Raw genomic sequence first — 23481 nt, 5'->3', positions numbered from 1 at the left:
AGCCACCCGAGCGCACGTACTTGGCCGTTGCGCTTCGCAAGGTGCTGGGGATGGGTTCGGTGGTGCGGATGCGCTTGATCGGGTTGTAGCTGTTGCGGTCGCTGAACGATCGGATCAGCACCGTGCGGGCGGTCGTGTCTCCGGGGTGGCTGGCGTTCTTGCTGGAGAAGTTGTCGCGCGTGCCTCCGGTCATGACCGAGCGGAACTGGTCCAGGTTGGTCATGGTCAGCCAGTTCAGCAGATTGCCGTTCCACTCGGCGTTCTCGCAGGTGTCGGTGGCGGTGATCGCGCTGGTGGGGTTGAACACCTCGTTGGTCGTGTCGTAGGTGTAGCACTTGCGGTTGTCGAAATAGCCTTCGTATTTCAGCAGGTTGTTGTAGTTCGTGGTGTCGTAAGACACCTGCAGACCGGTCGGGAATTCCACCGACAGCGCCAGCATCACGTTGCCAGGCACAGCGGTGCTCTCCGGTGGCTGCGTGCTGGGCACGAAGCTCCACGAGGAGGCTGCAGCCAGTGACAGGAGCAGGCCTGCGGCGAATTGGCGTTGAGACGGCGTTTTCATGTCATGTTCCCTGAGCAAGATGCGTCAAAGCGGCGAGAAGACCGACTGCAAGGTCACGGACGTGCGCGCACCACCAGTGCCCGTGGTGCGACCAAATCCTACGGCGGTAATGCGGAAGAAGAGTTTGTTGGACGTGGGCGTGATGGCCAGATCGTCGGCCCTGAAAAGCTCGATGATGTAGCGGGGTGGGACGGTACCGGCCGGCGCATTGAAGGGAGCGTCGGTGAAGGTGCCGTACTGCACCGTGGGAACGGCCGCGCCAATGGTCCCGGCGCATGCAGGCGAAACGGCTTCCCATGCGGCGCCACTCCAGACCGGCATGCCGCAGGCTGTGGCCGCGCCTGCGGAGTAGATGCCCTGAATGTTCGCTGCGCCGCCCAGCCCGCCGTTGTCCTGGCCGATGTCGTCGATGGCCGGGTTGGCCGCGATCCAGAAATTGCCCGCGTCTGCGGCGTTGGCAGGCCGGGACCCGGCCGGGCGGCGCAGCGCACACACGCCCGCGCCCGCGCTGGCGCAGTACGTGGTGCCATCGAAGTGAAGGCCAAGGATGTCGCGCTCTGCGTCGCGCAAGGCCAGCTCGGCGAACTCGCGTGCCATGGCGTGCTCCCGGTCATTGGCCGCCATGCGCTCCTCGAACAGCGAGCCGCGCATGGCCATGACGCCGAGCAGCGAAAGCACGATCAGGAAGATCAGGCTGGTGACCAGCACGAAACCTTGAGAGTGTTGCCTTGTCATGCCTGGCTCACAAAGGGGTGGCGAATATCGCGTTGCGCACCGACACCACCGAGGTGTAGCGCTTCCACAGGCGGTTGTCGCCCGCGGCGCGCGCGATGTCGGCGTCGAAGGCGCCATTGGCGTCGCGCGTGCAAGTGGGCCGCGCGGGCTGCAGCGCAGCCGTGCCGGGGGCTGCGGGACCGCTGGTGGTGGGGGTCGCCGATACGATGCAGATCTCCACCGCGGTCACACCGGCCCAGCCCTGGGCGCTGGCTGTCACGTCGGCGGCGCTGATGTAACGCTGTTGGCCACTACCGGCGGCGATAGGGTTGGCGGCGGTGCCTGGCGCCGACATCTGGTAGCGCAGCACAAATTCCTCTACACCTGCAGCGAGTGATTGCGCGCCTGCCGCACCGGAACCTTCGCAGTTCAGTTGTGACACAGCGCCAGGTGCGGGTGCCGGTGCCGAGAAGCGGTTGATGACCATGACCTCCCCTGCGGGCGGCGTGCGCTGCAGGCAGTCCAGACCGTCGCCAGTGGTGGCGTCGGCGGGGAGCAAGCTGTTGGTGGCGTTCGCCGCATTGTTGGGGACGCCCTGGTAGGCGATCTGCAACGTATGTCGGGTGGCGTTCGCCACACCACAAGCTGGGACAGCTGGCGGAGGTGACGAGAGGATGGCATTGGGATCGCTCGCCATCGCCCCGTCGCATCCGAACACCGGTGTCAGGCCAGGGAAGAACTGTCCAATGGGCGCTTGAAGGGCGGCAGCACCGGGTACCCGGATGAACATGTTGGCTCGGACCGGGTCGCCCGGCACGAACAGCGACGCAGCCTGGGCGCGGTTGGTGGCATCCAGGTCGAAGATATCCACATAGCCGGCCTGCGTGAGGTTCTGCTTGAGAATGCGCATCACATCCCGCGCGGGGTCGTTCAGTTGCGCCTGGTCCTCGCGTTGTCTGGTTGTGTTGGTGGTATTCACGTAGGCCGTACCAATGGCGGTCAGGATGACCAGGCCGATGGTCAGGCTGACCAGCAGTTCGATGAGAGAGAGGCCGCGCTGACGGCGCCGACGGAGGATCCGGTGTTTCATGGCGTCACCCACAGGTTGAGACAGCGGATGCCGGCCACCGCCACGCCTGGGCAGGTGGCGTCGGTCGCTTCGGCGGCGGCCTGGTTGGCCACGTTGTCCGTGGCTGCCTCGCTCTTCTCCCGCCACATCACAACCACGCGACGCGCATTGGGCTCGGTCACCCCCCCAGCGTTGGTGACGGGGTAGATGGCTCCCCGACCGCCGGGTAAATCCTGTGCGAGCGCCAGGCGCCACTCGCGCAAGTCGCGTTGTGCCGCCTCTGCGGCCGTGCAGACGGGTTGACCATCAAGTCCGCAGGCGGGATCGTCCGGCAGGTCATCTGCATCGTCGTATTCATCGGCGGCCAGGTAGGCGGTCTCCGGATTGGCCTGGGCGGTCACCAGATTGGTGAAGCGCAGGTTGGCATTGTTAACCCGCATCTTCTCGATGATGAAATCCGCATGGAGCAGCGCCTGCGACCGCAAGGTGGAAGTCTGCTGATAGCGCGTTGACGCAAGTTGTAGGCCGGCCGCGCCGAGCAGGCCCACGGCCACCACCAACATCGTGATGAGCACCTCAATCAGGGAAGAGCCTTTTTGGTGATGCAGGGACATGGTTCTGATCATGGGATGTTGCAGACGCCGGGTGAGACAACGGTCAGTCGCGCCGTGCGGTTCATCACGACGTCACGCGACAGGTTGTCGAAGGCGGCATCCGCTGGGCACACACGCAGCGTGTTGCCGGCAAAGTTCGCCGCAGGTTGTCCGTTGGGCAGGAACGTGAGTGCGCGGTTGGCCACGGCGTTGGTGCTGAACGCGGTACGAACACCCGTGCGGGGAAGTGTGTCCTGCAGGATCACCGGCGCGGCCGCATCGCTGAGGCCCTGAAAAACCACCCAACCGTTTTCCAGCGCACTGTCGGTGCAAGTGGCGCCATCGCTGCTGGGGCAGATGGTGACGGGGGCATTCTGGCGAACCGCTTCCGAGCGTGCAAAGTAAACCGAAAGTGTGTAGTCGTTGGCCAACGCGCGGATGGCGTTGCGGGCCTGAAGCGTCCGCCAGCTGGGCGTGGCCAGCATGGCCATGACGGCCACCAGCACCATGACCACCATCAGTTCGATGATGGTGAAGCCAGACTGCTGCGGGCGGGGCCTTTGATAGGCACATGGATGGAGTTTGACCATCGTGCCAGTCTGCCTGTTACAGCTGCTAACGACCGCCGCAAGCCGATGAATGCGGGGTGGCTTGCGACAAGCGGGTGGGGGTATCCGATCCGCGTGGAATCGGGCACGTTCAGCGCCGCACTTCGTCCACCAGAGCCCGAAATTCGTCGATGTCCTCGAAACTGCGGTACACGCTGGCAAAGCGAACGTAGGCCACCTTGTCCAGCTTCTTGAGTTCGCGCATCACCATCTCGCCGATGCGATTGGCGGGCACCTCGCGCGCGCCGAGGTTGAGCAGCTTTTCCTCGATGCGTTCAATGGCTGCGTCCACCTGCTCGGTGCTCACCGGACGCTTGCGCAGCGCGAGCGCGAAGGACGCACGCAGTTTGCCCGGTACATAGTCCACCCGGCGGCCGTCCTTCTTGACCACCGCTGGGAAGCTTACCTCTGGCCGCTCATAGGTGGTGAAGCGCTTTTCACAGTGGCCGCATTGGCGGCGCCGGCGGATGAAATCGGCGTCTTCCGAGACGCGCGTCTCCACGACCTGGGTTTCCAGATGGCCGCAGAATGGGCATTTCATTGCACGATGCCGCCTGATAGCGTCACTTGTAGACCGGGAAGCGCGAAGTCAGGGCATTGACCTTGGCGCGCACGGCGTCGACGTTGGCCGCGTCGCGCGGGTTGTCCAGCACGTCGGCGATCAGGTTGGCCGTGAGCCGGGCCTCCTCGTCCTTGAAGCCGCGCGTGGTCATGGCGGGCGTGCCGATGCGCACGCCGCTGGTGACCATGGGCTTCTCGGGATCGTTGGGAATCGCGTTCTTGTTGATCGTCATGTGGGCGCTGCCCAGCACGGCCTCGGCTTCCTTGCCCGTGATGCCCTTGGCGCGCAGGTCGACCAGCATGACGTGGCTCTCGGTGCGGCCACTGACGATGCGCAGACCACGAGAAACCAGAGTTTCCGCGACGATGCGTGCATTTTTCAGCACTTGTTGCTGGTATGCCTTGAATTCGGGCGCCAAGGCCTCCTTGAAGGCCACCGCCTTGGCCGCGATCACGTGCATCAGAGGGCCACCCTGCAGGCCGGGAAAGATGGCACTGTTGATGGCCTTCTCGTGTTGAGCCTTCATCAGGATGATGCCGCCTCGCGGGCCGCGCAGGCTCTTGTGGGTGGTGGATGTGACCACGTCCGCATGCGGCACGGGGTTGGGGTAGATGCCGGCCGCGATCAGGCCGGCGTAATGGGCCATGTCGACCATGAAGATGGCGCCGACGTCCTTCGCGACCTTCGCAAAGCGCTCGAAGTCGATGCGCAGGCTGTAGGCCGACGCGCCCGCGATGATGAGCTTGGGTCGGGTTTCGTGGGCCTTGCGCTCCATGGCGTCGTAGTCGATCTCTTCCTTGTCATTGAGGCCGTAGGACACGACGTTGAACCACTTGCCGCTCATGTTGAGCGCCATGCCATGGGTGAGGTGGCCGCCTTCGGCCAGACTCATGCCCATGATGGTGTCGCCCGGCTTGAGAAAGGCCAGGAACACGGCTTCGTTGGCCGAGGCGCCGCAGTGCGCCTGCACGTTGGCGGCTTCAGCGCCAAAGATCTGTTTGACCCGGTCGATGGCCAGTTGTTCGGCCACGTCCACGAACTCGCAGCCGCCGTAGTAGCGCTTGCCAGGGTAGCCTTCTGCGTACTTGTTGGTGAGCTGCGTGCCCTGGGCAGCCATCACGGCTGGCGAGGCGTAGTTCTCGCTGGCGATCAGCTCGATGTGGTGTTCCTGGCGCGCGTTTTCAGCCCGGATGGCGGCAAACAGTTCAGGGTCGGTTTGCTCAATGAGAATGTTGCGGTCGTACATGGCAGTCCTTCAAGACGTGGAACCTTGCGCGGTGACAAGGGCTGCCCAGGCGAACGGCTGAACACCCGAACCATTGCCGTTCGGGCGGTACGCTTCCCAGTGGTTGTCCCTGAGGTCGATCCTGGATCGCGCAGGGGGGCCACGTCAGCGGCTGCCGTCGGCAGGAGCCTGCCGGGGTGCGCGCCTATCGCCAGTTGCGTACCCGGCTAGTTTAGCCGAGGCTGGCTCAGGACCGGGTGAGGGGTGCGGCGTGGGCCAGGGGCGGAACCGAGCCGCCAGCCTCGATGTCGCCGCCTGGTGCTGCAGCGGGCACCGGCGCGGAAGGGGCCACTACGGGCGTGACACGCGGCTGCGGTACATACCGCTGCATGGGTTTGCCCAGCGCCACGCTCTGGATGCGCAGGTGTTCGGCCATGACCCGATTGATGTACCAACTGCCGTCCGTGGTGACCGCTCCGACGTAAAGCCTCAGGCCGCCCTCGACCGAGCCGGCGCGCTTGACGGCATCCTGCAGGACCCTGGCACCCACGCGCAGATTCGACACCGGATCAAAGGCCGCCAGTTGTCCGCCGAAATCGTCGTATTTTTCGGTGTGCACGCGTGTCAGAACCTGCATCAGCCCCTGCGCGCCCACTGGGCTCTGCGCGAAGGGGTTGAAGCGGGACTCCACGGCCATGACGGCCAGGATCAGGGTGGGATCGAGCTTGGCTTTTTCGCCGATCTGGAACGCCTCAGCCACCAGCACGCTCAAGGGCTCCGGTGCCACGCGGTACTTGCGGCTGAGCCAGAAGGTGACATTGGCCTGCTGCTTGGGCAGGTTGTCAGGTTGCGCTGCTGTCACGCGGTCGGCGGCGGTTGGCTCCGCAATGTACATGGCGTCCGCGTTGGCCGCTTCCTGACGCTCCAGCAGCCAGCCCAGAAGCTGTTCCTCCGCGTTGGCACGAAGGTCGGCACGGGCGCTGAGGATGATCAGGCCCACGGCCAGCAATGTGCCCAGCAGGGCCAAGCCGTTATGAGCTATGTCGAAAAAGCCTTGATAGGCATCGCCGATGGCGGTCTTGAGGGAAGCCACGGCACTTGAAGTGCTCTTGGGTGGCGTCGCGATGTTCGCGGTCATGGTGTCGCTCCTTGCTAAGCCAGTCCCAATGGGTGGCAGGGGCTGGCTGGGTCAGGCCTCGTTCAATGCTCAGTGGGGTGCGTGAGCGGTCGAGCGGGTCCGGGGCTGCGGTTCGGGTTAACCCTTTATCGGGAAAAGCTGGCGCATCCTATGGGCTTATTAATATCAAGTCAATGTTTTTAACATTGATCAAAATTACTTTTTGCTATTAACAAGTGTGAGAAAACGTAAGCAAACGGGCTTTGCTAGCGGCGTCACCAGCGCCGTCAAGGCATGCAGCCCGAGAGCATGGCAAAGACCGCCTGTCGGTTACACGCTACCTTTCACGTGCCGGAACGGGATTCCGGAGGGCTCGAATGGCTTCAGGCCACGCGATAAATAATCTCCATGGGCTCCCGACGTGCCGCTATTGATCGAGGGGCTGCCGGGGAGTAACCTGCACCCGTCTGTTTTCAGAAGCAGACACAAGCTGGCAACGCGGTGATCCGCACGTCAGCCCCCAACGGGAGCAATCTGTTGCTTCCAGGCTGGAGAGACATCAAACTCCCTCCGCCAAAACCGACGGCAAGAGCATTTGGCCCGCCGTCAACCCCGGCAGACCCCGTTTGCCGGGGTTTCTTGTTTTTGGGGTGTGCCTTGCCGTTGCCGGGCTTTTAGACAGGCGTGTGGCCCCGGGGCCCCGGTGGAGTCGGGAGTTCGACGACACTCGCGGCATGGGCCCGCAATACTACGCACGATGAACGCCTACCTCGACAGCCTGACGCGAAGCCGTTGGACGCGCCGCTTGGGGTACGCCCTGGCGGGCCTGTTGCTGCTGTGGCTGTTGACCTGGCTGGGCATGCCGCCCCTGTTGAAGTGGCAACTGCAAAAACAGGCTTCTGCGGCCCTGGGCCGGGAGGTCACGGTGGAGCGGGTCGCGTTCCAGCCCTGGTCGCTGGAACTGGCCATCGAAGGCCTGCATGTGGCCAATGCGGCGGGTGATGCCGAGCAGTTCTCGTTGGGCCGTTTTTACGCCGATGTCGAGCTGCAGTCATTGTTCCGGCTGGCCCCGGTGGCCCACGCCGTGGCGTTTGAACGGCCGCGGCTGAGCGTGCGGCACCTCGGGGGCGGGCGCTACGACGTGGACGATGTGCTGCAACGGTTGAGCCCCAGAGCCGACGCGCCACCATCCGATCCGGCGCATTTCGCCCTGTTCAACATCACCCTCTCTGGTGGTGAGTTGGTGTTTGTGGACGACAGCGTGGGCGCCACGCACCGCCTGAGCGAACTCGACATCGGTGTGCCCTTCCTGAGCAACCTGCCATCGCGCCACGACGTCGTGACGGAGCCGCGCCTGGCCTTCATCCTCAATGGCAGTGCTTTCGATTCGCGCGCCAGCACCACACCCTTTGCCCAGACGCGGGAGACCGACGCGAGCGTGGACATCCCTGCGCTGGATCTGGCGCCGTACCTGCCGTACTGGCCCGCCGAATGGCCGGTGCGGCCGGAAGCGGGGGTGTTGCAGCTCGCCCTCAAACTGACTTTCGAGCAGCAAGACACGCCGCGCCTGTTGATCGCGGGAACGGCGGCGCTCTCGGGATTGAGGGTGGTCGAGCGCGTGGGGGCATCGGGCAGCGCGGCGCTGCTGGCTTGGGAGAGCCTTGGCGTGACCCTGAACCGGGTGGAGCCATTGGCGCGGCACGTCGATCTGGCATCCATCGAGCTTCGCGCGCCGAGCGTGGCGTTCGCGCGCGACGCGGCCGGGCGACTGAACCTCCAGCGTGTGGCCGAAGCCTTTGCTGCCCTGGCCACGCCCACCGGAACCCCGAAGCCCGCCGAACCTCCCTCTGCGGCCTCATCTTCACACGGAGGGGCTGACTGGCGGATCAGTGTGGCGAGCACGGATCTCAAGGACGGCAAGCTGCAATGGAGCGACGCCGCCGTGCAACCTGCTGCGCAGATCGCGCTGGATGACCTGCGGATTCAGGTGGGGGCCTGGCAATGGCCGATGCAGGCGCCAGCGGCCTTCGATGTGTCCGCACGCCTGGGGGCGACGCCGCTGACGCTCAAGGGGCATGTGACCGACCGGGAGGCTCAGGCGCAAATGGCGCTGGGCGAACTGCCTCTGACCCTGCTGTCGCCGTATGTCGCCAGCGTGCTCGAGCCAGAGTTGCACGGGCGCCTCGCGGCCGATCTGCGGTTCGACTGGCGCGCAGGACAGGACGACCAACCCATGGGGTTGACGCTGAATGCGCAGCGGATCGAGTTCAACGACGGGCGCCTGGGTTCGGGCCGGCAGCCTCTGGCGAGTCTGCGCAGGCTTCTGGTTCAGGACGCGCAACTGGACCTCACGGCCCAGGTCGCAACGGTCGGCCAGATCGTGCTCACCCGGCCCCAGGTGCGCGCGCAGCGGGACGGGGACGGGCGCTGGATGTTCGAGCGCTTGCTGAAGAGAGCGCCCGCCGGGGCCGGTCAGGCTGCGGATCCAGCCCCTGCGGCGCCTGCGGGCTGGCAAGTGACGCTGTCCGATGTGCAACTGGATGCGGGCAGCATCGCGCTGGACGACCAGGCGTCGGCGCGGCCGGTCCGGCTCGAACTCAGCCAGATCCGGCTGCGGGTCAAGAACCTGCAACCCCTGGCACACAAGCAGCCGGACATGCCGGTGTCCTTGCAACTGCGCCTCGCCTCGGCGCTCGCCAATCGCCTGGAGCCGGGACGGCTGTCGCTGGATGGCACATTGCGCCTCCCGGCACCGGCGTCGCAGGACGCTGTCGGCCTGCGCACCCGGCTGCAGGTGCAGGCCGAGCGCTTACCCCTGCACGCGCTGGAGCCTTATTTCGGCGACCGGCTGAACCTGGAACTGCTGCGCGCGGACGCCAGCTACCGAGGCAAGGTCGAGGCCGCGCTGCCACCGGCCGGTCTGCGGCTGCTGCTTGCCGGCAGCGTCACGCTGGACGATCTCCAGGCCAGCACCTTGTCGCCCGCCGAGGACCTGCTGGCCTGGAAGTCGTTGCAGGTGCGGGGATTGCAGCTTGACCTGGCACCCGGGCAGATCACCCGTGTGTCGGTGGACGAGACCGTGCTCAGCGACTACTTTGCGCGGCTGATCCTCGATGAAACGGGTCGCTTCAACCTGCAGGGCCTGGTAAAGCCGCAGGATGATCCTTCCGCAGCGGTCGGTGCACCGGCACCCGCCGCGCCGGCCGCGCCGGCTCCTGCGGTCGCCACCGCGGCACCAGATCCCGATATCCGCTCTGGTCCCATCAGCCTGGTCAACGGGCGTGTGCTGTTCTCCGATCGTTTCATCCAACCCAATTACTCGGCCAACCTGAGCGAGGTCACTGGCAGCCTCAGCGCGTTCTCCAGTGCTGCGGCGGGCACCACGGCGCAACTGGCCGATCTCACGCTGCGAGGGCGCGCCGAAGGCACAGCCGCGCTCGAGATTGACGGCCGGCTCAATCCGCTGGCACAGCCGCTGGCGCTCGACATCCGGGGGCGCGTGCGCAATCTCGAACTGCCGCCGCTTTCACCCTATAGCGTCAAATACGCCGGCTACGGCATCGAGCGCGGCAAGCTCAGCGTGGACGTGGCCTACAAGGTCGAGCCCAGTGGTCAGCTCACGGCAAGCAACCAGATCATCCTGAACCAGTTGGGCTTTGGCGAGCGCGTGGCCGGCAGCGACGCGCCGAATCTGCCGGTCAAGCTGGCGGTGGCCCTGCTGGCCGACCGCAATGGCGTGATCGACATCGACCTGCCCGTCAGCGGTTCGCTCAACGATCCGCAGTTCCGGCTCGGGCCACTGATCTTCCGCCTCATCTTCAACCTCATCGGCAAGGCCATCACCGCGCCGTTCTCGCTGATCGCGAGCGCTTTTGGCGGGGGCGGCGAGGAAATGAGCCGGGTGGTGTTCAGCCCGGGCAGCCAGCGGCTGGACGACGCCGGCCGTCAGCGCCTGGACACGGTGGCCAAGGCACTGGCCGATCGGCCCGCACTGCAAATCACGGTGGTGGGTCACAGCGACCTCGAGACCGAGCGCGCCGGATACCAGCGCGCCCGGCTCGACGAGCGCGTGCTGGCCGAAAAGCGCCGCGCGCTGGCGCGCGAGGGCGTGGCCATTGGCGGTGCGTTGATGGTGTCCGCGGAGGAATACCCGGGGCTGCTGAAAGAGGTGTACCGCCGCGCGGACATTCCCAAGCCGCGCAACTTCATCGGCATCGCCAAGGACATTCCCCAGGCCGAGATGGAGGCATTGCTGCTGGCCTCGATCCCGGTCACGCCCGACGCCATGCGCGAACTCGCGGTGGCGCGCGGGGTTGCCGTCAAGGATTACCTCGCCAGCCGCCAGCTGCCTGAAGACCGCATGTTCCTTGGCGCACCCCTGACGGCTGGCCAGGGCGAGAAGTGGCGGCCGCACGCCGAACTCAAGCTCGCGCCACGCTGAGTGCCTCGCGTGGCAGCCCCATGCCGCGCAGTTGGTTTGCAACTGCGGTGACAATAGGCGCTGGTCGCGCCAGCGTGGTGCCGGCCGCTGATCCGATCAAACCATCTCCTCCATGTCGCTGTTTTCCCCGCGCAAAGCCCCACTTGCGTCCAACGTCTCCGAACCCGCCGTGAACACGCCCACTTCCCCGAAGCCGGCCGGCCCGAACGCCGCCCACCCACTGGACGCCCTGACGGGTGGCGCGTTTTCCGCCCCCACCTCCGGCGAACGTGCCGCCCGCATTCGCGACTGGCTGGCGTCCGGGCCCGCGCTGGAGCAGATGAACGAGGTGTTCAAGGAGCTCTCGCACCGCGACCGCGGCGCGGCCAAGCCGCTGAAGGAGAAACTCGACGAACTCAAGCGCCAGAAGTCGCAGGAGCAGATGTCGGCGGAATGGGCGCAAAAGGCGCAGGCACTGATCGAGCAGCCGCGCTTGAATCTGGCCGACGCACTGGCATGGCAACGCGACGCGGCCCGGGCCGGCGCGCCGCTGTCGCGCGAACCGCTGACGGCATTGCGCCAGTCGCTGGCCGAACGCGTCAAGGCCATTGAAGATCTTCAGCACCGCGTGCAGGTCGAGCGCGAGGCGGCTGTGCTGATCGCGCAGCGCATCGAGGTGCTGTCCACCAAACCCTGGCGCGATGCGCAGCAAATGGCCGATACGCTGCGTGCGGACGTGGACCAGTGGCAGCAGCAAGCCCACGCCTTGCCAAAGGATCTGCAGTGGCCGAGCGTGGACGCGAAGTTTCCGCCGATGCTGGACGCCTCGCGCCAGCAACTGCAGCTCGTGTGGGAGGCATTTGAAGCCGCGCTGGCCCAGGCGGTCGCGGCCGATGCCAGCCCGCAGGCGCCACTGCCCGCCGTGCCGGTGTGGGCCGACGAGCTGCGTGCCGCGCGCGGCATGGATGTGGCGGCTCCCGCCGAGAAAACGCCGCAGGACGCCAAGGCACAGCAGGAAAAGCGTGTCCGGGTGGCCACTGAACTCGAGCAGGCCCTGGGGGTCCTGGAACGCGAATTGACCGAAGGACATGGAAAGGCCACGCCCAAGGCCGCGGCCGACGTGCGCGCGCTGCTCAAGAGCCATGGCCGCCTGGTTCCTCCGGCCCTCGACGCGCGCGCCCAGGCTGCGCTGGGGCAGGCCGGTGAGCTCGAGGGCTGGCAGCGCTGGCGCGCCGACCAGTTGCGCGAGGAACTCGTGGCCAAGGCGGAAGCCCTGCTGCAGGCGCCCGAGGGGCAACGCCTGGGCGGGCGCAAGATGCAGGAGACCTTGCGCAGCCTGCGCGACCAATGGAAAACCACCGACCAGGGCGGGCAACCCAACCACGCGCTGTGGAAGCGCTTTGACGAGGCGTGCACCGAAGCCCACAAGGTGGTCGAGGTCTGGCTGGTGCAGGTGCGCCAGCAGAGCGAGGCGCACAAGGCGCAGCGCGCAGCGATCATCGAAGAACTCAGGGCCTGGACACAGGCCCATGCCGAGAGCACCGACTGGAAGGCACAGGTGCGCGAATTGCATGCGTTCTCGGAGCGCTGGCGCGAAGCCGGGCACCTGAGCGAAAAGGCCTTTGCCGAGATCCAGCCGGTCTGGAAGGAGGCGATGCACAAGGCGCACGAGCGGCTCGAACAGGCGCAGGCCGAGAGCACCGCGCGGCGCAAGGCATTGATAGAAGAGGCCGCGGCGCTGGGTACGGCTCCCACGCTGCGCATCGACGCGGTCAAGGCGCTGCAGCAGCGCTGGCAGGCCGAGGCGCACGCGGTGCCGCTGGAGCGCAAGCACGAGCAGAGGTTGTGGGAGGCATTCCGCCAGCCCATCGATGAGGCCTTTGCGCGCAAGAGCTCCGAGCGTGAGAAGGCGGCCAGCGCATTGAGTGCGCATGACCAGCGTGTGCTCGACGCATCGCGCGCGCTGGAATCGGCCAGCGCCAGCGGTGACGCGCAGCGCATCCGAACGGCCATGAATGAACTCGAGCAGGCTTTGGCCGGTCAGGCGCAGGCCGCTGCGCCCTCTGGCGATTCGGCGGCATCGGCATCCGGGTCGGCCACAACCGGCGCGCCCGCCGGGGATGAGGGCAACGACACGACCGCGCCGGTCAGGCCCACGCCGCCCACTGCGGCGCCCAAGAAAGTGGTGGCCGTTCGGGGCGACGACCGCCCCGGCATGAAGAAGGCCGAGCCCGCGGGCCGCGATGGCCGTCGGGGTGATCGCCCGGAGGGCCGGCGCGACGCCGGGGGGGGCGTGCGCGGTGGACGCGATGCCCGCAGCCCGGGCGCCGCACCCTGGCGCGAGGAGCGCGAACCGCGCGGTCCCCGGCTGGCTGACGCCGCGTTTCGCGCGCAACGCCAGGCCATCGAAGCCGCGCAGGCCAGCCTGCGCAAGCTGGCGGCGCAGGCGCACGGCGAGGTGATCACGCAACTGATGACCGCATGGCAACAGCGCGATGCCGGGCAGTTGCCGAGCGCCCAGGCGCTGGGATCGCGTGTGAATGCGGGCAACCGCGCGGCGTGGTCGACGGCCCTGTCCCGCGCCGCCGCACCCTTGTCGGCTGAGACCCTGTTGCGGCTCGAAATGGCGGCCGACGTGCCCACGCCGGCCGAGCACCTGAGCGAGCGCCGCATGTTGCAACTGCAGTTGCTCACGCGCCGCCACGCCGCTGCCCCGGCCGAGACCTGGGTGGAGGATGTCGCCGCCGTGCTGGCTTCCGGCCACGACGCGGCGGCCGAACGCCGCCTGCAGAACGTGCTGAAGGTGCTGCTCAAGCGCTGAGCTGACGCGGTGGCCTTAGTGCCGCGCGCAATCCGGATCAAAGAAGCCGTCGTACAGCGGCATCAATTCCGGGAACTCGGAAGCGAACCGCCCGCGGTTGACGAAATAAGCCTCGCAGGTCACGGCGAAGAACTCGGCCGCGTCCTTGGTGGCGTAGTCGTCGAGCCAGGGCACTTCGCCACCAAAGCGCTCGGCCATGGCGACCGCCTCGCAAAAGCGGTCGTAGCTCGCCTGCATGGTCTTGCGCCACACTGCGCGGGCTTCGCCTGCATCGCCCACGCCCATGAAATCGCGCGGCAGTGGTGGCGCGCCGGCGGGTGCATCGCCGATCGACCTGCCGTGCATGTCGAGCTTGTGCACGAACTCGTGGATCACCACGTTGTGACCACGCTGCGCGCGCTCTCCCGCGTTGGCGACGTCTTCCCAGCTGAGCATGAGTGGGCCACGGTCCATGGCTTCCCCTGCCAGCACTTCGTCATAGTGGTGCACCACGCCCGCGCCGTCGGTGGTCTTGCGCCGCGCCACCACCGCACCGGGATGCACCACGATGCCGACGAAATCGCCGTACCAGTCCAGCAGCCTGAGTGGGTCGCGCACCGGTTCGCCCGACGCTGCGCGCATGTGCAGCAAGGGCAGACAGGCCTGTGCGGCGATGGCGAGTGCCATGTCGTCCGTGACCGTCAGCCCGTTGGCGCCGTGGAACTCCTTATCCAGCAGGAAGTGCGCGCACAGCAGCCGCAGACGCTGCTGCTCGACATCCGCGAGGGCAGCCAGAAAAGGGTGGCCCGCCAGCGTGCGCTGCCAGAGCGCGTCCGGGATGGGGGTGGGCCGACGCAGGGGGCGGGGAAGCCAGCGCTGGATCAGGTCGAACATGGAGCAGGGCGGGGCCGCACGGGCGGCGTCAGGGGCAGAGCGGCACGCGGTGCGCGCCCTGCGCGTCCAGCCTCAGCACCTCGGCTCGCGGTGGCGTTGCGCCCACATCCCAGTCACTCAGCACCACACGCCGCAGCCCGTCGCCAAGGGGATGCTCGGTCGGACGGTGCGTGTGACCATGGATCAATGTGCGTGCATCTGCGCGCCGCAGCCAGTTGCGCGCGGCCTCGGCATCCACGTCGGCCCAGAGGCTGGGGTCGGGGCCCGCGCTGCGCTTGCGCGCCTCGCTTTGCGCACGCAGCTCGCGCGCAATGGCTTCGCGCCGGGCCAGCGGTTGAGCAAGGAAGTCTCGCTGCCACGCCGATGAGCGCACTTGCGCACGAAAGCGCAGGTAGTCGACGTCGGCCAGGCACAGCTCGTCGCCGTGGCTGAGCAACCAGCGCTCGCCCTGGAAGACCAGAACCGTCGGGTCGCTCAGCCCGTGCATGCCGCAGGCCCGCAGGGCGGCGGCGCCGAGCAGGAAATCGCGGTTGCCGTGCAGGAAGTACACCGGCGTGTGCTCGCTGAAGGCGTGCAGCAAGTCGGCGCAGGTGCGCCAGAACGCGTGCTCAGCGGAGGGCCTTACCCCAGTGGGGTTGAGCACGTCATCGCCCACCCAGACTTCGAACAGGTCGCCCAGGATGATCAGGGCATCGGCCGCGCGGGGCGCCGGTTCCCGCAGGTAACGCGCCCAGGCTTCGAAGGTGTCAGGCTCGCTGGCCTGCAGGTGCAGGTCGGAAATGACATCGACCGCTTGCCAGCTCGCGGGGGCGATGCATTCGGCGAAGCGGTCGACTGGGTGGGCAGACATCGGGGCAGGGCGCGCGGCCCGGCACTCAGAGCGCGACGGCTTTTTCAATCACGACGTCGTCCTTGGGAACGTCGTCGTGAAAGCCCTTGCGGCCGGTGGGCAGGCCTTCGATCTTCTTGACAATTTCGGCACCCGAGACCACTTTGCCAAAGACCGCATAGCCCCAGCCCTGTGCGCTGGGCGCGGTGTGGTTGAGGAAGCCGTTGTTTGCCACATTGATGAAGAACTGCGCGGTGGCCGAGTGCGGGTCGCTGGTGCGCGCCATGGCCACTGTGTATGTGTCATTCTTCAGGCCGTTGTTGGCTTCGTTGGCAATGGGCGCGTCGGTGGGTTTCTGCGTCATGCCGGGCTCGAATCCACCGCCCTGGACCATGAAGCCGGGAATGACGCGGTGGAACACGGTGTTGTCGTAATGGCCTTTGCTGACGTAGGCGAGGAAGTTGGTGGTGGACAGCGGTGCTTTCTCGGCGTCGAGCTCCAGCGTGATCACGCCGTGACCGGCGATGTGCAGTTCCACTTTCGGGTTGGCCATGTTCATTTCTCCAGGGTGGCTTTGAGGATGGTGATGGGGGTTTTCGGCACGTCGGTCGGGAACGGGCCGCCGGCGCCGGTCGGCGTGTCCTTGATCTTGTTGACCACGTCCATGCCGGCGACCACCTTGCCGAAGACGGTATAGCCATAGAGCTCGCCGGCATTGAGCAGGCTGGCACGCGGCACGTCCTTGTAGACCTTGCCCTTGTATTCGAACTGGGGCACCGGGTCACCCGGCGGGATGGGCGTGGGGTCGAGGAAGGCGTTGTCCTTGACGTTGATGAAGAACTGGGACGAAGCCGAGTGGGGGTCGTTGGTGCGCGCCATCGCCACGGTGCCTACCACGTTGCGCGGGCCACCGAGCGCGATGGCGGCCTGGCCTTCGTGGGCCACGGGTGGGCGTGTGGCCTTTTGCTTGTAGCTTCCGTCGAAGCCGCCACCCTGGACCATGAAGTTGCTGATCACGCGGTGGAACACGGTGCCGTCGTAGTGTTTGTCGCGCACGTACTGGAGGAAGTTTTCCACCGTTTTCGGCGCCTTGTCGGGGTAGAGCTCGATCACGATGTCGCCCATCGATGTGGCGAGCTTCACGCGGGGATGTGCGCTCTGCGCGCCAGCCACGTGGGGCAACAGCGCGGCAGCCGACAGCAGTGCGGCGAAGGCGGCCGACACCCGGCGGCGCGTCGTGAGAAGTTGCGCAGAGGCCATCAGATGGTTCCTTCAAAAAATATGGACCAGCGATCTTGCTCTCGCACCCAATACTGGCGCTTGGTCACACCGCGGTTGCGGCCCGCAGGCACCTCGCCGAAGGTGACGACCATGGTGTCTTCCCGGTCGCGCCAATGCAGCACGGACAGGTCCTTGAGCTGCAATTCACGCGCCTTGCTGTTGCGCAGTTCACCTTCGACACGTGGCCACCACTGCGCCAGATCGCGGCCCTGGCTGGTGAAGCGCTCGGAGTAGAAGCCCTTGAGTTCGGCCAGGTTGCCATCGCCGCGCGCGCGGCGCCAGGCATCAAGCACCGCTTCGAACTGCTCCCGTTCGCGTGCCAGTGCACCGGGTTGCACCCATTGCAGCGATGGTGCAATGACCACCGGGGTGGTGCGGATGCGCACCGTCGCCAGCAGGCGTTCGAGGTCCGGATTGGCCAGCACCACGCAGCCGTCCGAGGCCTGCGGCGCGCGCACGAACTGGTCGCTGGGCGTGCCGTGCAGCCAGATGCCGCCGCCGGTCTTGCCTCGCTGCACATCAAGCGGGTTCGGGTAGTTGATGGGCAGTGCGCCCACCCCGTAAAGATCGGGCAGATCGGCGGGGTTGAGGTTGCTGGTGATGTAGTAAACCCCCAGCGGCGTGCGCTTGTCGCCCTCGACGTTCTTCTCGATGCCCTGCAGCCCCACCGAGATGTAGAAATCCCCCAGCAGCTTGAGTCGGGGCACCCGGTCGGCGTCGCCGGCTCCACCCGCCGCATTCAGGTTCTCGAACAGGTACAGCCGCGAGCGTGAGGCGTCGATGGCGATCGCGTGGCGGCTCTGCGGCGACAGTGTGAGGAACTGCGTGGGCACGCTCCCTTCCGGGGGGCGTTCGGTCAGGGCTCGCAGCCGCCGACGCGATTCCTCGCGCAAGGCCGTGAGCTGCGCCGACGCAGCAAGGGCCTTGGTGTCGGGCACGTCGCCGAGCTGGCGCACCGGGTGGGCTTGCAGACTGAGCAGGTCACCGTGCACCAGATGGGCCAACTGGAAGTTCGGATGATCGCGCACCAGCTGTTCGGTCTGCGCCAGCGCCTCCCGGTGGCGTGCCTGGCTGATGAGCTGGTAGATGCCGATCAGGCGGGCCTCGGCTTGGCCGATCCGGGGCGCGGTCTGCTTCAGATATTCGTCGGTCAGGCTCACCGCCTTGAGGCCCGAGGTCGTCACGTCGGCCGATCCAGGCGCGCGGTCATGGGCCTTGGCCAGCGCGCTGTCGATCAGGGAGGGCAGGGAGCCACCGGTTTGAACCGATGGATCCGCCGACGGGTTCGACGCAATGGGCGCGCGAACAACGGCGACCACCAGCCACAGCGCGCCTGCGGCGGCCATGGCCACGAGCGCGCCACGCGTCCTAAGCGTTTGCCAGCTTCCGCCGGGTGTTGCACCCGGCAGCTCGGTTGAGAGGCTGGCATGGCCTCGCTGCGAAAACCGCCGATTGAGCATCAGGAGCCCGTGGATTCCCGCACGATGAGCCAGCGGTTGCCGCTCTTCACCATTTCCAGTGTCTTGCGGCTGGTGACGTCCAGGTTGTCTGAGGTGTAGTCCTGGCGGAAGCGCGCGGTAGCGCGGTCGGCGTTGACCGTGATGCTGAGGTCGCTGACCTCGACGCCGATGCGCGAGCGTGGCTCGATGCGCGCGCGGCGCTCGGCCTCCCAGGCGCCGCGGGCCTGTCCGCCCGGTGGAGCGAAATCCGGTCCATAGGCGCCCAGGTAGCTGGCCATGTTCCTGGACGACCACGCATTGGCCCACGCCATGATCGCCGCCTCAACCTCGCGCTGCGCATCGCCGCTCGCGGAGGGGGCTGGAACTGGAGCTGACGCCGGGGCGGGACGGGGCGCGCTGGCGGCCTGGGTGGTGGCCGCTGCCGCAGTGCTGGCGCCGTTCGCGGCGGGTGCACCGACGGCAAACAGGTTGCGGATCAGGCTGAGCTTGGGGGCCACGCCGGCATTGCCGGCGTCGAGCTGCAGCGCCTTGCTGTAGGCCTGACTGGCCAGCTTCGCGTAGACATCGCCCAGGTTTTCGTGCGCGGTCGCGTAGCTCGGATTGGTGCGGATGGCCATTTCGAGGGCGGCGCGCGCTTTGTCGAACTGACTCTGAACGGCGTACAGCACGGCCAAGTTGTTGTAGGGCTCAGGCAGCTCGGGGTAGTCCTCGGTCAGTTTGGCAAAGGTGGCAATCGCGTCCGCGGTCTTGCCGCTCTCGGTCTGGATCACACCCTTGAGGAAACGCATCTGCGGGTCGCGTGGCTTGCCGGCCAGGTACTGGTCGGCCTTGTACATGGCTTCGTTGAGTTGCCCCGCGCGCACCAGCCGGTTGACTTCGCTGTAATCGTCCGCCTGCGCCCAGGCCGCAGAAGTGCCCAGACCGAGCGCGACCAGGGTTGCAAGCGCAAGCTGGCGCATGCGCATGGACAGACGCGAGGATGGAATCGGCAGGCCTTGGTGGCCGGGCTGTGGGTTCACGGGGTGGGACATGGGACCTCGGAAGCGAGCCTGGGCATCCTACGGGGATGGGGCCAGTGGTGCGTTGATCGAATGACCGAAGGCGTGCTGGGGCGCGCCGCCGGGCTGGATATACTGGCGGATTGTATCTGAGGGGTCCCGTTCCGATGGCCGCGCCAGACCGCATGGAACACCCGCAGGACCTGCTGTGTGAAGGGTGTCATGCACGGCCTGACGAGACCGGTTTTCCGCCCCAGATAACCGCCTTGAACCTCGTGTCCGCTGTTTCATGACCCTGAAAATCTACAACACGCTATCGCGCCGGCTGGAGGAGTTCCAGCCCCTGGAGCCCGGTCATGTGCGCATGTACGTCTGCGGCATGACGATTTACGACCTGTGCCACATCGGCCACGCGCGCATGATGATGGCCTTCGACATCGTGCAACGATGGCTCAAGGTCAGCGGCTATCGCGTCACCTATGTGCGCAACATCACCGACATCGACGACAAGATCATCAAGCGCGCGCTGGAACGCGGCATCACGCTGCGCGCGCTGACCGACGAGATGACGGCCGCCATGCACGAGGACATCGGCGCACTGCGCATCGAACCCCCGACCCTGGAGCCGCGAGCGACCGAATACGTGCCGCAGATGCTCTCGCTGATTGAGGCCCTGCACCGCAAAGGCCTGGCCTACCAGGCCGACAACGGCGACGTGAACTACGCGGTGCGCAAGTTCTCCGGCTACGGCAAGCTCTCGGGCAAATCACTTGATGACCTGCGCGCGGGTGAGCGCGTGGCCGTAGCGAGCGACAAGAATGACCCGCTGGACTTCGTGCTGTGGAAGTCCGCCAAACCGGAGGAACCGGCCGAGGCGAAATGGGACAGCGCCTACGGGGCGGGCCGCCCGGGCTGGCACATCGAGTGCTCGGCCATGAGCTGCAGCACGCTGGGCGAAACCTTCGACATCCACGGCGGCGGCGCAGACCTGCAGTTCCCGCACCACGAAAACGAAATCGCGCAGAGCGAAGGCGCCACTGGCAAACCGCTGGCGCGCTTCTGGGTGCACAACGGCTTCGTGCGGGTGGACAACGAGAAGATGTCCAAGAGCCTGGGCAACTTCTTCACCATCCGCGAGGTGCTGGCCAAGTACGACCCTGAGACGGTGCGCTTCTTCATCCTGCGCGCGCACTACCGCAGCCCGCTGAATTACAGCGACGTGCATCTGGATGATGCGCGCGGCGCGCTCAAGCGCCTGTACACCGCGCTGTCGGTGGTAGCACCCGCGCCCATGACCTCGATCGACTGGGACCAGCCGCACGCTCAGCGCTTTCGTGCAGCCATGGACGAGGATTTCGGGACGCCCGAGGCAGTGGCGGTGTTGTTTGAACTGGCCGGTGAAGTCAATCGTGGCAGGGAGCCTGCCGTTGCCGGGTTGTTGAAAGCACTGGGTGGGACCTTGGGATTGCTGCAGGACGATCCGCAGCGTTTCCTGCAAGGAGGCTCCGAGAGCGATGAATTCAGGATCACCACGTTGATCGCGGCGCGCACCGCCGCCAAGCAGGCCAAAGACTTCGCGGAAGCCGACCGCATCCGCAAGGCATTGCAGGAACAGGGCATTGTCCTCAAGGACAGCCCGACGGGCACCACCTGGGAGCGCAGCTGATGGCCCCCACATCCTCAGCGCAGCCTGCACCCACGCCCGTGCCGCCCGAGTACTGGGTCGAGGCCTGTCGCCACCTCATGAAGCGCGACCGCGTGATGAAGAAGCTCATCCCGCAGTACGGGGCCGGTTGCCTGCAGTCGCGCGGGGATGCCTTCGTCACGCTGGCGCGCAGCATCGTCGGGCAGCAGATCTCGGTGAAGGCCGCGCAGTCGGTGTGGGACCGTTTCGAGCAGTTGCCAAAAAAGATGGTGCCGGCACAGGTGCTCAAGCTCAAGGTCGACGACATGCGCGCAGCGGGCCTGTCGGCGCGCAAGGTCGAGTACCTGGTGGACCTGGCCCTGCATTTCGCCGATCGGCGCATCCGTGTCAATGACTGGCCCGGCATGGACGACGAAGCCATCATTGCCGAGCTGGTTGCCATTCGCGGCATCGGCCGCTGGACGGCCGAGATGTTCCTGATCTTCCACCTCATGCGGCCCAACGTACTACCGCTGGACGACATTGGTTTACAGAACGGCATCAGCCAGGCCTACTTTTCAGGTGAGCCCGTCAGTCGCAGCGAAATCCGCGAAGTGGCGACCACCTGGGCACCCTTCTGCAGCGTGGCGACTTGGTATATTTGGCGGTCGCTCGACCCGCTGCCGGTGAGTTACTGAGCGCACCGGTTTTTCACCGGGACGTCGTGCAAACAAGACCAAAGGAGCACACCTTGGCCAAAAAGAACTTTCTCGATTTCGAGCAACCGATTGCCGAGCTCGAAACCAAGATCGAAGAACTGCGTTATGTGCAGACGGAATCCGCGGTCGACATCTCCGAAGAGATCGAACAGCTGGCCGGCAAGAGCCTGCAACTGACCAAGGACATCTACAGCAGCCTCACGCCCTGGCAGATCACCAAGATCGCACGCCACGCGGATCGCCCCTATACGCTGGACTACGTGCGCGAGATCTTCACGCACTTCGTCGAACTGCATGGTGATCGCCATTTCGCCGACGACCTGAGCATCGTGGGTGGTCTGGCGCGCTTCAATGGCCAGCCCTGCATGGTGCTGGGGCAGCAGAAGGGCCGTGACACGAAGGAGCGAGGCCTGCGCAATTTCGGCATGACCAAGCCTGAGGGTTACCGCAAGGCCCTGCGTCTCATGAAGCTGGCCGAGAAGTTCAGGCTGCCGGTGTTCACCTTCGTCGACACGCCCGGGGCTTACCCCGGTATCGACGCGGAGGAGCGCGGCCAGTCCGAAGCCATCGGCCGCAACATCTTCGAGATGGCGCAGCTTGAAGTTCCCATCATTTCCACCATCATTGGCGAGGGCGGTTCGGGTGGCGCGCTGGCCATTGCCGTGGCTGACCAGGTGCTGATGCTGCAGTACTCGGTGTATTCGGTGATCAGCCCGGAAGGGTGCGCCTCCATCCTCTGGAAAACCAGCGACCGCGCGAGCGAGGCAGCCGATGCCCTGGGCATCACCGCCCACCGCCTCAAGGCCCTGGGCCTGGTCGACAAGATCGTCAACGAGCCGGTGGGTGGTGCGCACCGCGATCACAAGCAGATGGCGGCCTTCCTCAAGCGCGCCCTCAATGACGCCTGGCGCCAGGTGGCGGACCTCAAAGTCAAGGAATTGGTGGACCGCCGCTACGCGCGCCTCAACAGCTACGGCCGCTTCACCGATACCAAGGCCGACAGCAAGGACAAGCGCTGAGGTGAACGCCTCCGACGCGCCGGCCAACCCCTGTGATCAGGCGTTGGCGGCGTGGTGTGCGACCGCCGGATTTGACGACGCCACCACCGTGGCGGTGGCTTACAGCGCGGGCGCCGATTCCACTGCCTTGCTGCTTGCCGCGCACCGCCGCTGGTCGGGCCAGGTGGTCGCGCTGCACGTGCACCACGGTTTGCAGGCGGCAGCCAACATCTTTGAATCCCACGCCCGCGCCTTCTGTGCCGCGCATGGCATCGCATTGCAGGTGGAGCGCGTGCAGGCAGGCCATGCCTCGGGACAGAGCCCCGAAGACGCGGCGCGCCAGGCGCGTTATGCGTCGCTGGCGCGCATGGCCACCGCGGTCGGCGCGGCCGTCGTGCTGCTGGGGCAACACGCCGACGATCAGGCCGAGACCTTGCTGCTCGCGCTCAGCCGCGGCGCGGGCCTGCCGGGGCTGAGCGCGATGGCGGCGCGTTTCGAGCGCCACAGCATGGCGTTCGCGCGGCCGCTGCTGGCGCTGCCTGCTGGTGATCTGCGCGCGTGGCTGCTGTCGCAAGGCCATGGTTTCGTGGACGACCCGAGCAATATCGACCAGCGCTTCACTCGCAACCGCATACGCGCGCAGCTGATGCCCGCGTGGGAGGCCTGTTTTCCGGGTTTCAGAAACATGCTGGCCCGCAGCGCCGAACACGCGGCCCAGGCGCATCGACTTCTCGATGATCTGGCGCTGATGGACCTGGCCGATACCGGCATGCCGCCAGCCATCGCGTCGCTGCAACGGCTCGCGCGCGATCGGCAGGCCAATGCCCTGCGCCACTGGCTTCGCCACGGTGAAGGGGTGGCGGCGAGTGCCGCGCAACTGGATGAATTGCTTGACCAGGTCGCGGCCTGCACCACGCGCGGCCATCGCATCCGCATCAAGGTGGCCGCGGGGCTTGTCACCCGCGAAGGCGATCATTTGTGCTATGAGGCGTCGATATAATCTCAGGT

Annotated in this window: 19 protein-coding genes and 1 pseudogene; 6 read left to right on the top strand and 14 right to left on the bottom strand. The window is 66.3% G+C overall.

All coding sequences use genetic code 11. The annotated features are described in order from the left end of the window. From AB7P10_RS12855 to AB7P10_RS12820, 8 genes and pseudogenes are all read right to left on the bottom strand, one after another. Window positions 1-562, bottom strand: a pseudogene (locus AB7P10_RS12855) (hypothetical protein); the annotation flags it as partial. Window positions 563-586: 24 nt separating this feature from the next. Beyond that, the gene (locus AB7P10_RS12850) at window positions 587-1297 is read right to left on the bottom strand and encodes a pilus assembly PilX family protein (RefSeq protein ID WP_428294248.1); all 711 of its coding nucleotides are present in this window, start codon (window positions 1295-1297) and stop codon (window positions 587-589) included. A gap of 7 nt (window positions 1298-1304) precedes the next feature. After that, window positions 1305-2378 carry a PilW family protein gene (locus AB7P10_RS12845; protein WP_428294247.1) on the bottom strand — a complete coding sequence of 358 codons (1074 nt, stop codon included), beginning with the start codon at window positions 2376-2378 and terminating at the stop codon, window positions 1305-1307. Beyond that, complete coding sequence (pilV, locus tag AB7P10_RS12840) at window positions 2363-2959, bottom strand: type IV pilus modification protein PilV (protein WP_428294246.1); 597 nt, start codon at window positions 2957-2959, stop codon at window positions 2363-2365. The genes AB7P10_RS12845 and pilV overlap by 16 nt, the downstream gene beginning before the upstream one ends. An 8-nt stretch (window positions 2960-2967) precedes the next feature. Next, window positions 2968-3528 (bottom strand): GspH/FimT family pseudopilin, encoded by a 561-nt coding sequence (locus AB7P10_RS12835; RefSeq protein ID WP_428294245.1) that lies wholly within the window; start codon window positions 3526-3528, stop codon window positions 2968-2970. A 109-nt stretch (window positions 3529-3637) separates the two neighbouring features. After that, window positions 3638-4087, bottom strand: coding sequence for a transcriptional regulator NrdR (gene nrdR, locus AB7P10_RS12830; protein WP_428294244.1), 450 nt, complete (start codon window positions 4085-4087; stop codon window positions 3638-3640). Window positions 4088-4109: 22 nt separating this feature from the next. Then, on the bottom strand, window positions 4110-5354 hold the full coding sequence (gene glyA / locus AB7P10_RS12825) for a serine hydroxymethyltransferase (RefSeq protein ID WP_428294243.1): 1245 nt from the start codon (window positions 5352-5354) through the stop codon (window positions 4110-4112). A 226-nt stretch (window positions 5355-5580) separates the two neighbouring features. Then, window positions 5581-6471 (bottom strand): transglycosylase SLT domain-containing protein, encoded by an 891-nt coding sequence (locus tag AB7P10_RS12820; protein ID WP_428294242.1) that lies wholly within the window; start codon window positions 6469-6471, stop codon window positions 5581-5583. Between the two features lie 736 nt (window positions 6472-7207). Here AB7P10_RS12820 and AB7P10_RS12815 point away from each other — a divergent pair. Both AB7P10_RS12815 and AB7P10_RS12810 read left to right on the top strand, forming a co-directional pair. Further along, window positions 7208-10891 (top strand): DUF748 domain-containing protein, encoded by a 3684-nt coding sequence (locus tag AB7P10_RS12815; RefSeq protein WP_428294241.1) that lies wholly within the window; start codon window positions 7208-7210, stop codon window positions 10889-10891. 112 nt (window positions 10892-11003) lie between these two features. Further along, entirely contained in the window at window positions 11004-13691 is a 2688-nt protein-coding gene (locus tag AB7P10_RS12810; RefSeq protein WP_428294240.1) for a DUF349 domain-containing protein, read from the top strand. Between the two features lie 15 nt (window positions 13692-13706). Here AB7P10_RS12810 and AB7P10_RS12805 read toward each other — a convergent pair whose 3' ends face one another. The 6 genes from AB7P10_RS12805 to AB7P10_RS12780 form a co-directional block, all read right to left on the bottom strand. Beyond that, window positions 13707-14564 (bottom strand): zinc-dependent peptidase, encoded by an 858-nt coding sequence (locus AB7P10_RS12805; protein ID WP_428294239.1) that lies wholly within the window; start codon window positions 14562-14564, stop codon window positions 13707-13709. Window positions 14565-14592: 28 nt separating this feature from the next. Next, entirely contained in the window at window positions 14593-15414 is an 822-nt protein-coding gene (locus tag AB7P10_RS12800; RefSeq protein WP_428294238.1) for a UDP-2,3-diacylglucosamine diphosphatase, read from the bottom strand. Between the two features lie 25 nt (window positions 15415-15439). Continuing rightward, entirely contained in the window at window positions 15440-15946 is a 507-nt protein-coding gene (locus tag AB7P10_RS12795; protein WP_428294237.1) for a peptidylprolyl isomerase, read from the bottom strand. Between the two features lie 2 nt (window positions 15947-15948). Continuing rightward, window positions 15949-16653, bottom strand: coding sequence for a peptidylprolyl isomerase (locus AB7P10_RS12790; RefSeq protein ID WP_428294236.1), 705 nt, complete (start codon window positions 16651-16653; stop codon window positions 15949-15951). After that, a complete protein-coding gene (locus tag AB7P10_RS12785) occupies window positions 16653-18020 on the bottom strand; it encodes a L,D-transpeptidase family protein (protein WP_428294235.1) in 1368 nt (455 codons plus the stop codon). Before AB7P10_RS12785 ends, AB7P10_RS12790 begins: the two co-directional genes overlap by 1 nt. Before the next feature lie 113 nt (window positions 18021-18133). Further along, complete coding sequence (locus AB7P10_RS12780; protein WP_428294254.1) at window positions 18134-19099, bottom strand: L,D-transpeptidase Cds6 family protein; 966 nt, start codon at window positions 19097-19099, stop codon at window positions 18134-18136. Between the two features lie 322 nt (window positions 19100-19421). Here AB7P10_RS12780 and cysS point away from each other — a divergent pair, with 322 nt between their 5' ends. The 4 genes from cysS to tilS are packed head-to-tail and all read left to right on the top strand — an operon-like array spanning window position 19422 to window position 23473. Beyond that, the gene (cysS, locus tag AB7P10_RS12775; protein WP_428294234.1) at window positions 19422-20798 is read left to right on the top strand and encodes a cysteine--tRNA ligase; all 1377 of its coding nucleotides are present in this window, start codon (window positions 19422-19424) and stop codon (window positions 20796-20798) included. Further along, window positions 20798-21454 carry a DNA-3-methyladenine glycosylase family protein gene (locus AB7P10_RS12770; protein WP_428294233.1) on the top strand — a complete coding sequence of 219 codons (657 nt, stop codon included), beginning with the start codon at window positions 20798-20800 and terminating at the stop codon, window positions 21452-21454. Before cysS ends, AB7P10_RS12770 begins: the two co-directional genes overlap by 1 nt. Window positions 21455-21507: 53 nt before the next feature. Then, complete coding sequence (locus AB7P10_RS12765) at window positions 21508-22494, top strand: acetyl-CoA carboxylase carboxyltransferase subunit alpha (RefSeq protein ID WP_428294232.1); 987 nt, start codon at window positions 21508-21510, stop codon at window positions 22492-22494. 1 nt (window position 22495) lies between these two features. Then, complete coding sequence (tilS, locus tag AB7P10_RS12760) at window positions 22496-23473, top strand: tRNA lysidine(34) synthetase TilS (RefSeq protein ID WP_428294231.1); 978 nt, start codon at window positions 22496-22498, stop codon at window positions 23471-23473. Window positions 23474-23481: the final 8 nt, after the last annotated feature.

Origin of the sequence: Hydrogenophaga sp., assembly GCF_050182545.1 — a bacterium.
GTDB lineage: Bacteria > Pseudomonadota > Gammaproteobacteria > Burkholderiales > Burkholderiaceae_C > Hydrogenophaga.
This window is presented reverse-complemented; position numbering and strand designations above follow the sequence as displayed.

Excerpts from the sequence above, each read along its gene's own strand:
- glyA (WP_428294243.1), bottom strand. The coding sequence starts at position 5,354 with ATGTACGACCGCAACATTCTCATTGAGCAAACCGACCCTGAACTGTTT.
- cysS (WP_428294234.1), top strand. The coding sequence starts at position 19,422 with ATGACCCTGAAAATCTACAACACGCTATCGCGCCGGCTGGAGGAGTTC.
- AB7P10_RS12795 (WP_428294237.1), bottom strand. The coding sequence starts at position 15,946 with ATGGCCAACCCGAAAGTGGAACTGCACATCGCCGGTCACGGCGTGATC.
- pilV (WP_428294246.1), bottom strand. The coding sequence starts at position 2,959 with ATGTCCCTGCATCACCAAAAAGGCTCTTCCCTGATTGAGGTGCTCATC.
- AB7P10_RS12835 (WP_428294245.1), bottom strand. The coding sequence starts at position 3,528 with ATGGTCAAACTCCATCCATGTGCCTATCAAAGGCCCCGCCCGCAGCAG.
- AB7P10_RS12770 (WP_428294233.1), top strand. The coding sequence starts at position 20,798 with ATGGCCCCCACATCCTCAGCGCAGCCTGCACCCACGCCCGTGCCGCCC.
- AB7P10_RS12815 (WP_428294241.1), top strand. The coding sequence starts at position 7,208 with ATGAACGCCTACCTCGACAGCCTGACGCGAAGCCGTTGGACGCGCCGC.
- AB7P10_RS12790 (WP_428294236.1), bottom strand. The coding sequence starts at position 16,653 with ATGGCCTCTGCGCAACTTCTCACGACGCGCCGCCGGGTGTCGGCCGCC.
- AB7P10_RS12810 (WP_428294240.1), top strand. The coding sequence starts at position 11,004 with ATGTCGCTGTTTTCCCCGCGCAAAGCCCCACTTGCGTCCAACGTCTCC.
- AB7P10_RS12780 (WP_428294254.1), bottom strand. The coding sequence starts at position 19,099 with ATGCGCATGCGCCAGCTTGCGCTTGCAACCCTGGTCGCGCTCGGTCTG.
- AB7P10_RS12785 (WP_428294235.1), bottom strand. The coding sequence starts at position 18,020 with ATGGCCGCCGCAGGCGCGCTGTGGCTGGTGGTCGCCGTTGTTCGCGCG.
- AB7P10_RS12805 (WP_428294239.1), bottom strand. The coding sequence starts at position 14,564 with ATGTTCGACCTGATCCAGCGCTGGCTTCCCCGCCCCCTGCGTCGGCCC.
- AB7P10_RS12800 (WP_428294238.1), bottom strand. The coding sequence starts at position 15,414 with ATGTCTGCCCACCCAGTCGACCGCTTCGCCGAATGCATCGCCCCCGCG.
- AB7P10_RS12820 (WP_428294242.1), bottom strand. The coding sequence starts at position 6,471 with ATGACCGCGAACATCGCGACGCCACCCAAGAGCACTTCAAGTGCCGTG.
- AB7P10_RS12850 (WP_428294248.1), bottom strand. The coding sequence starts at position 1,297 with ATGACAAGGCAACACTCTCAAGGTTTCGTGCTGGTCACCAGCCTGATC.
- nrdR (WP_428294244.1), bottom strand. The coding sequence starts at position 4,087 with ATGAAATGCCCATTCTGCGGCCATCTGGAAACCCAGGTCGTGGAGACG.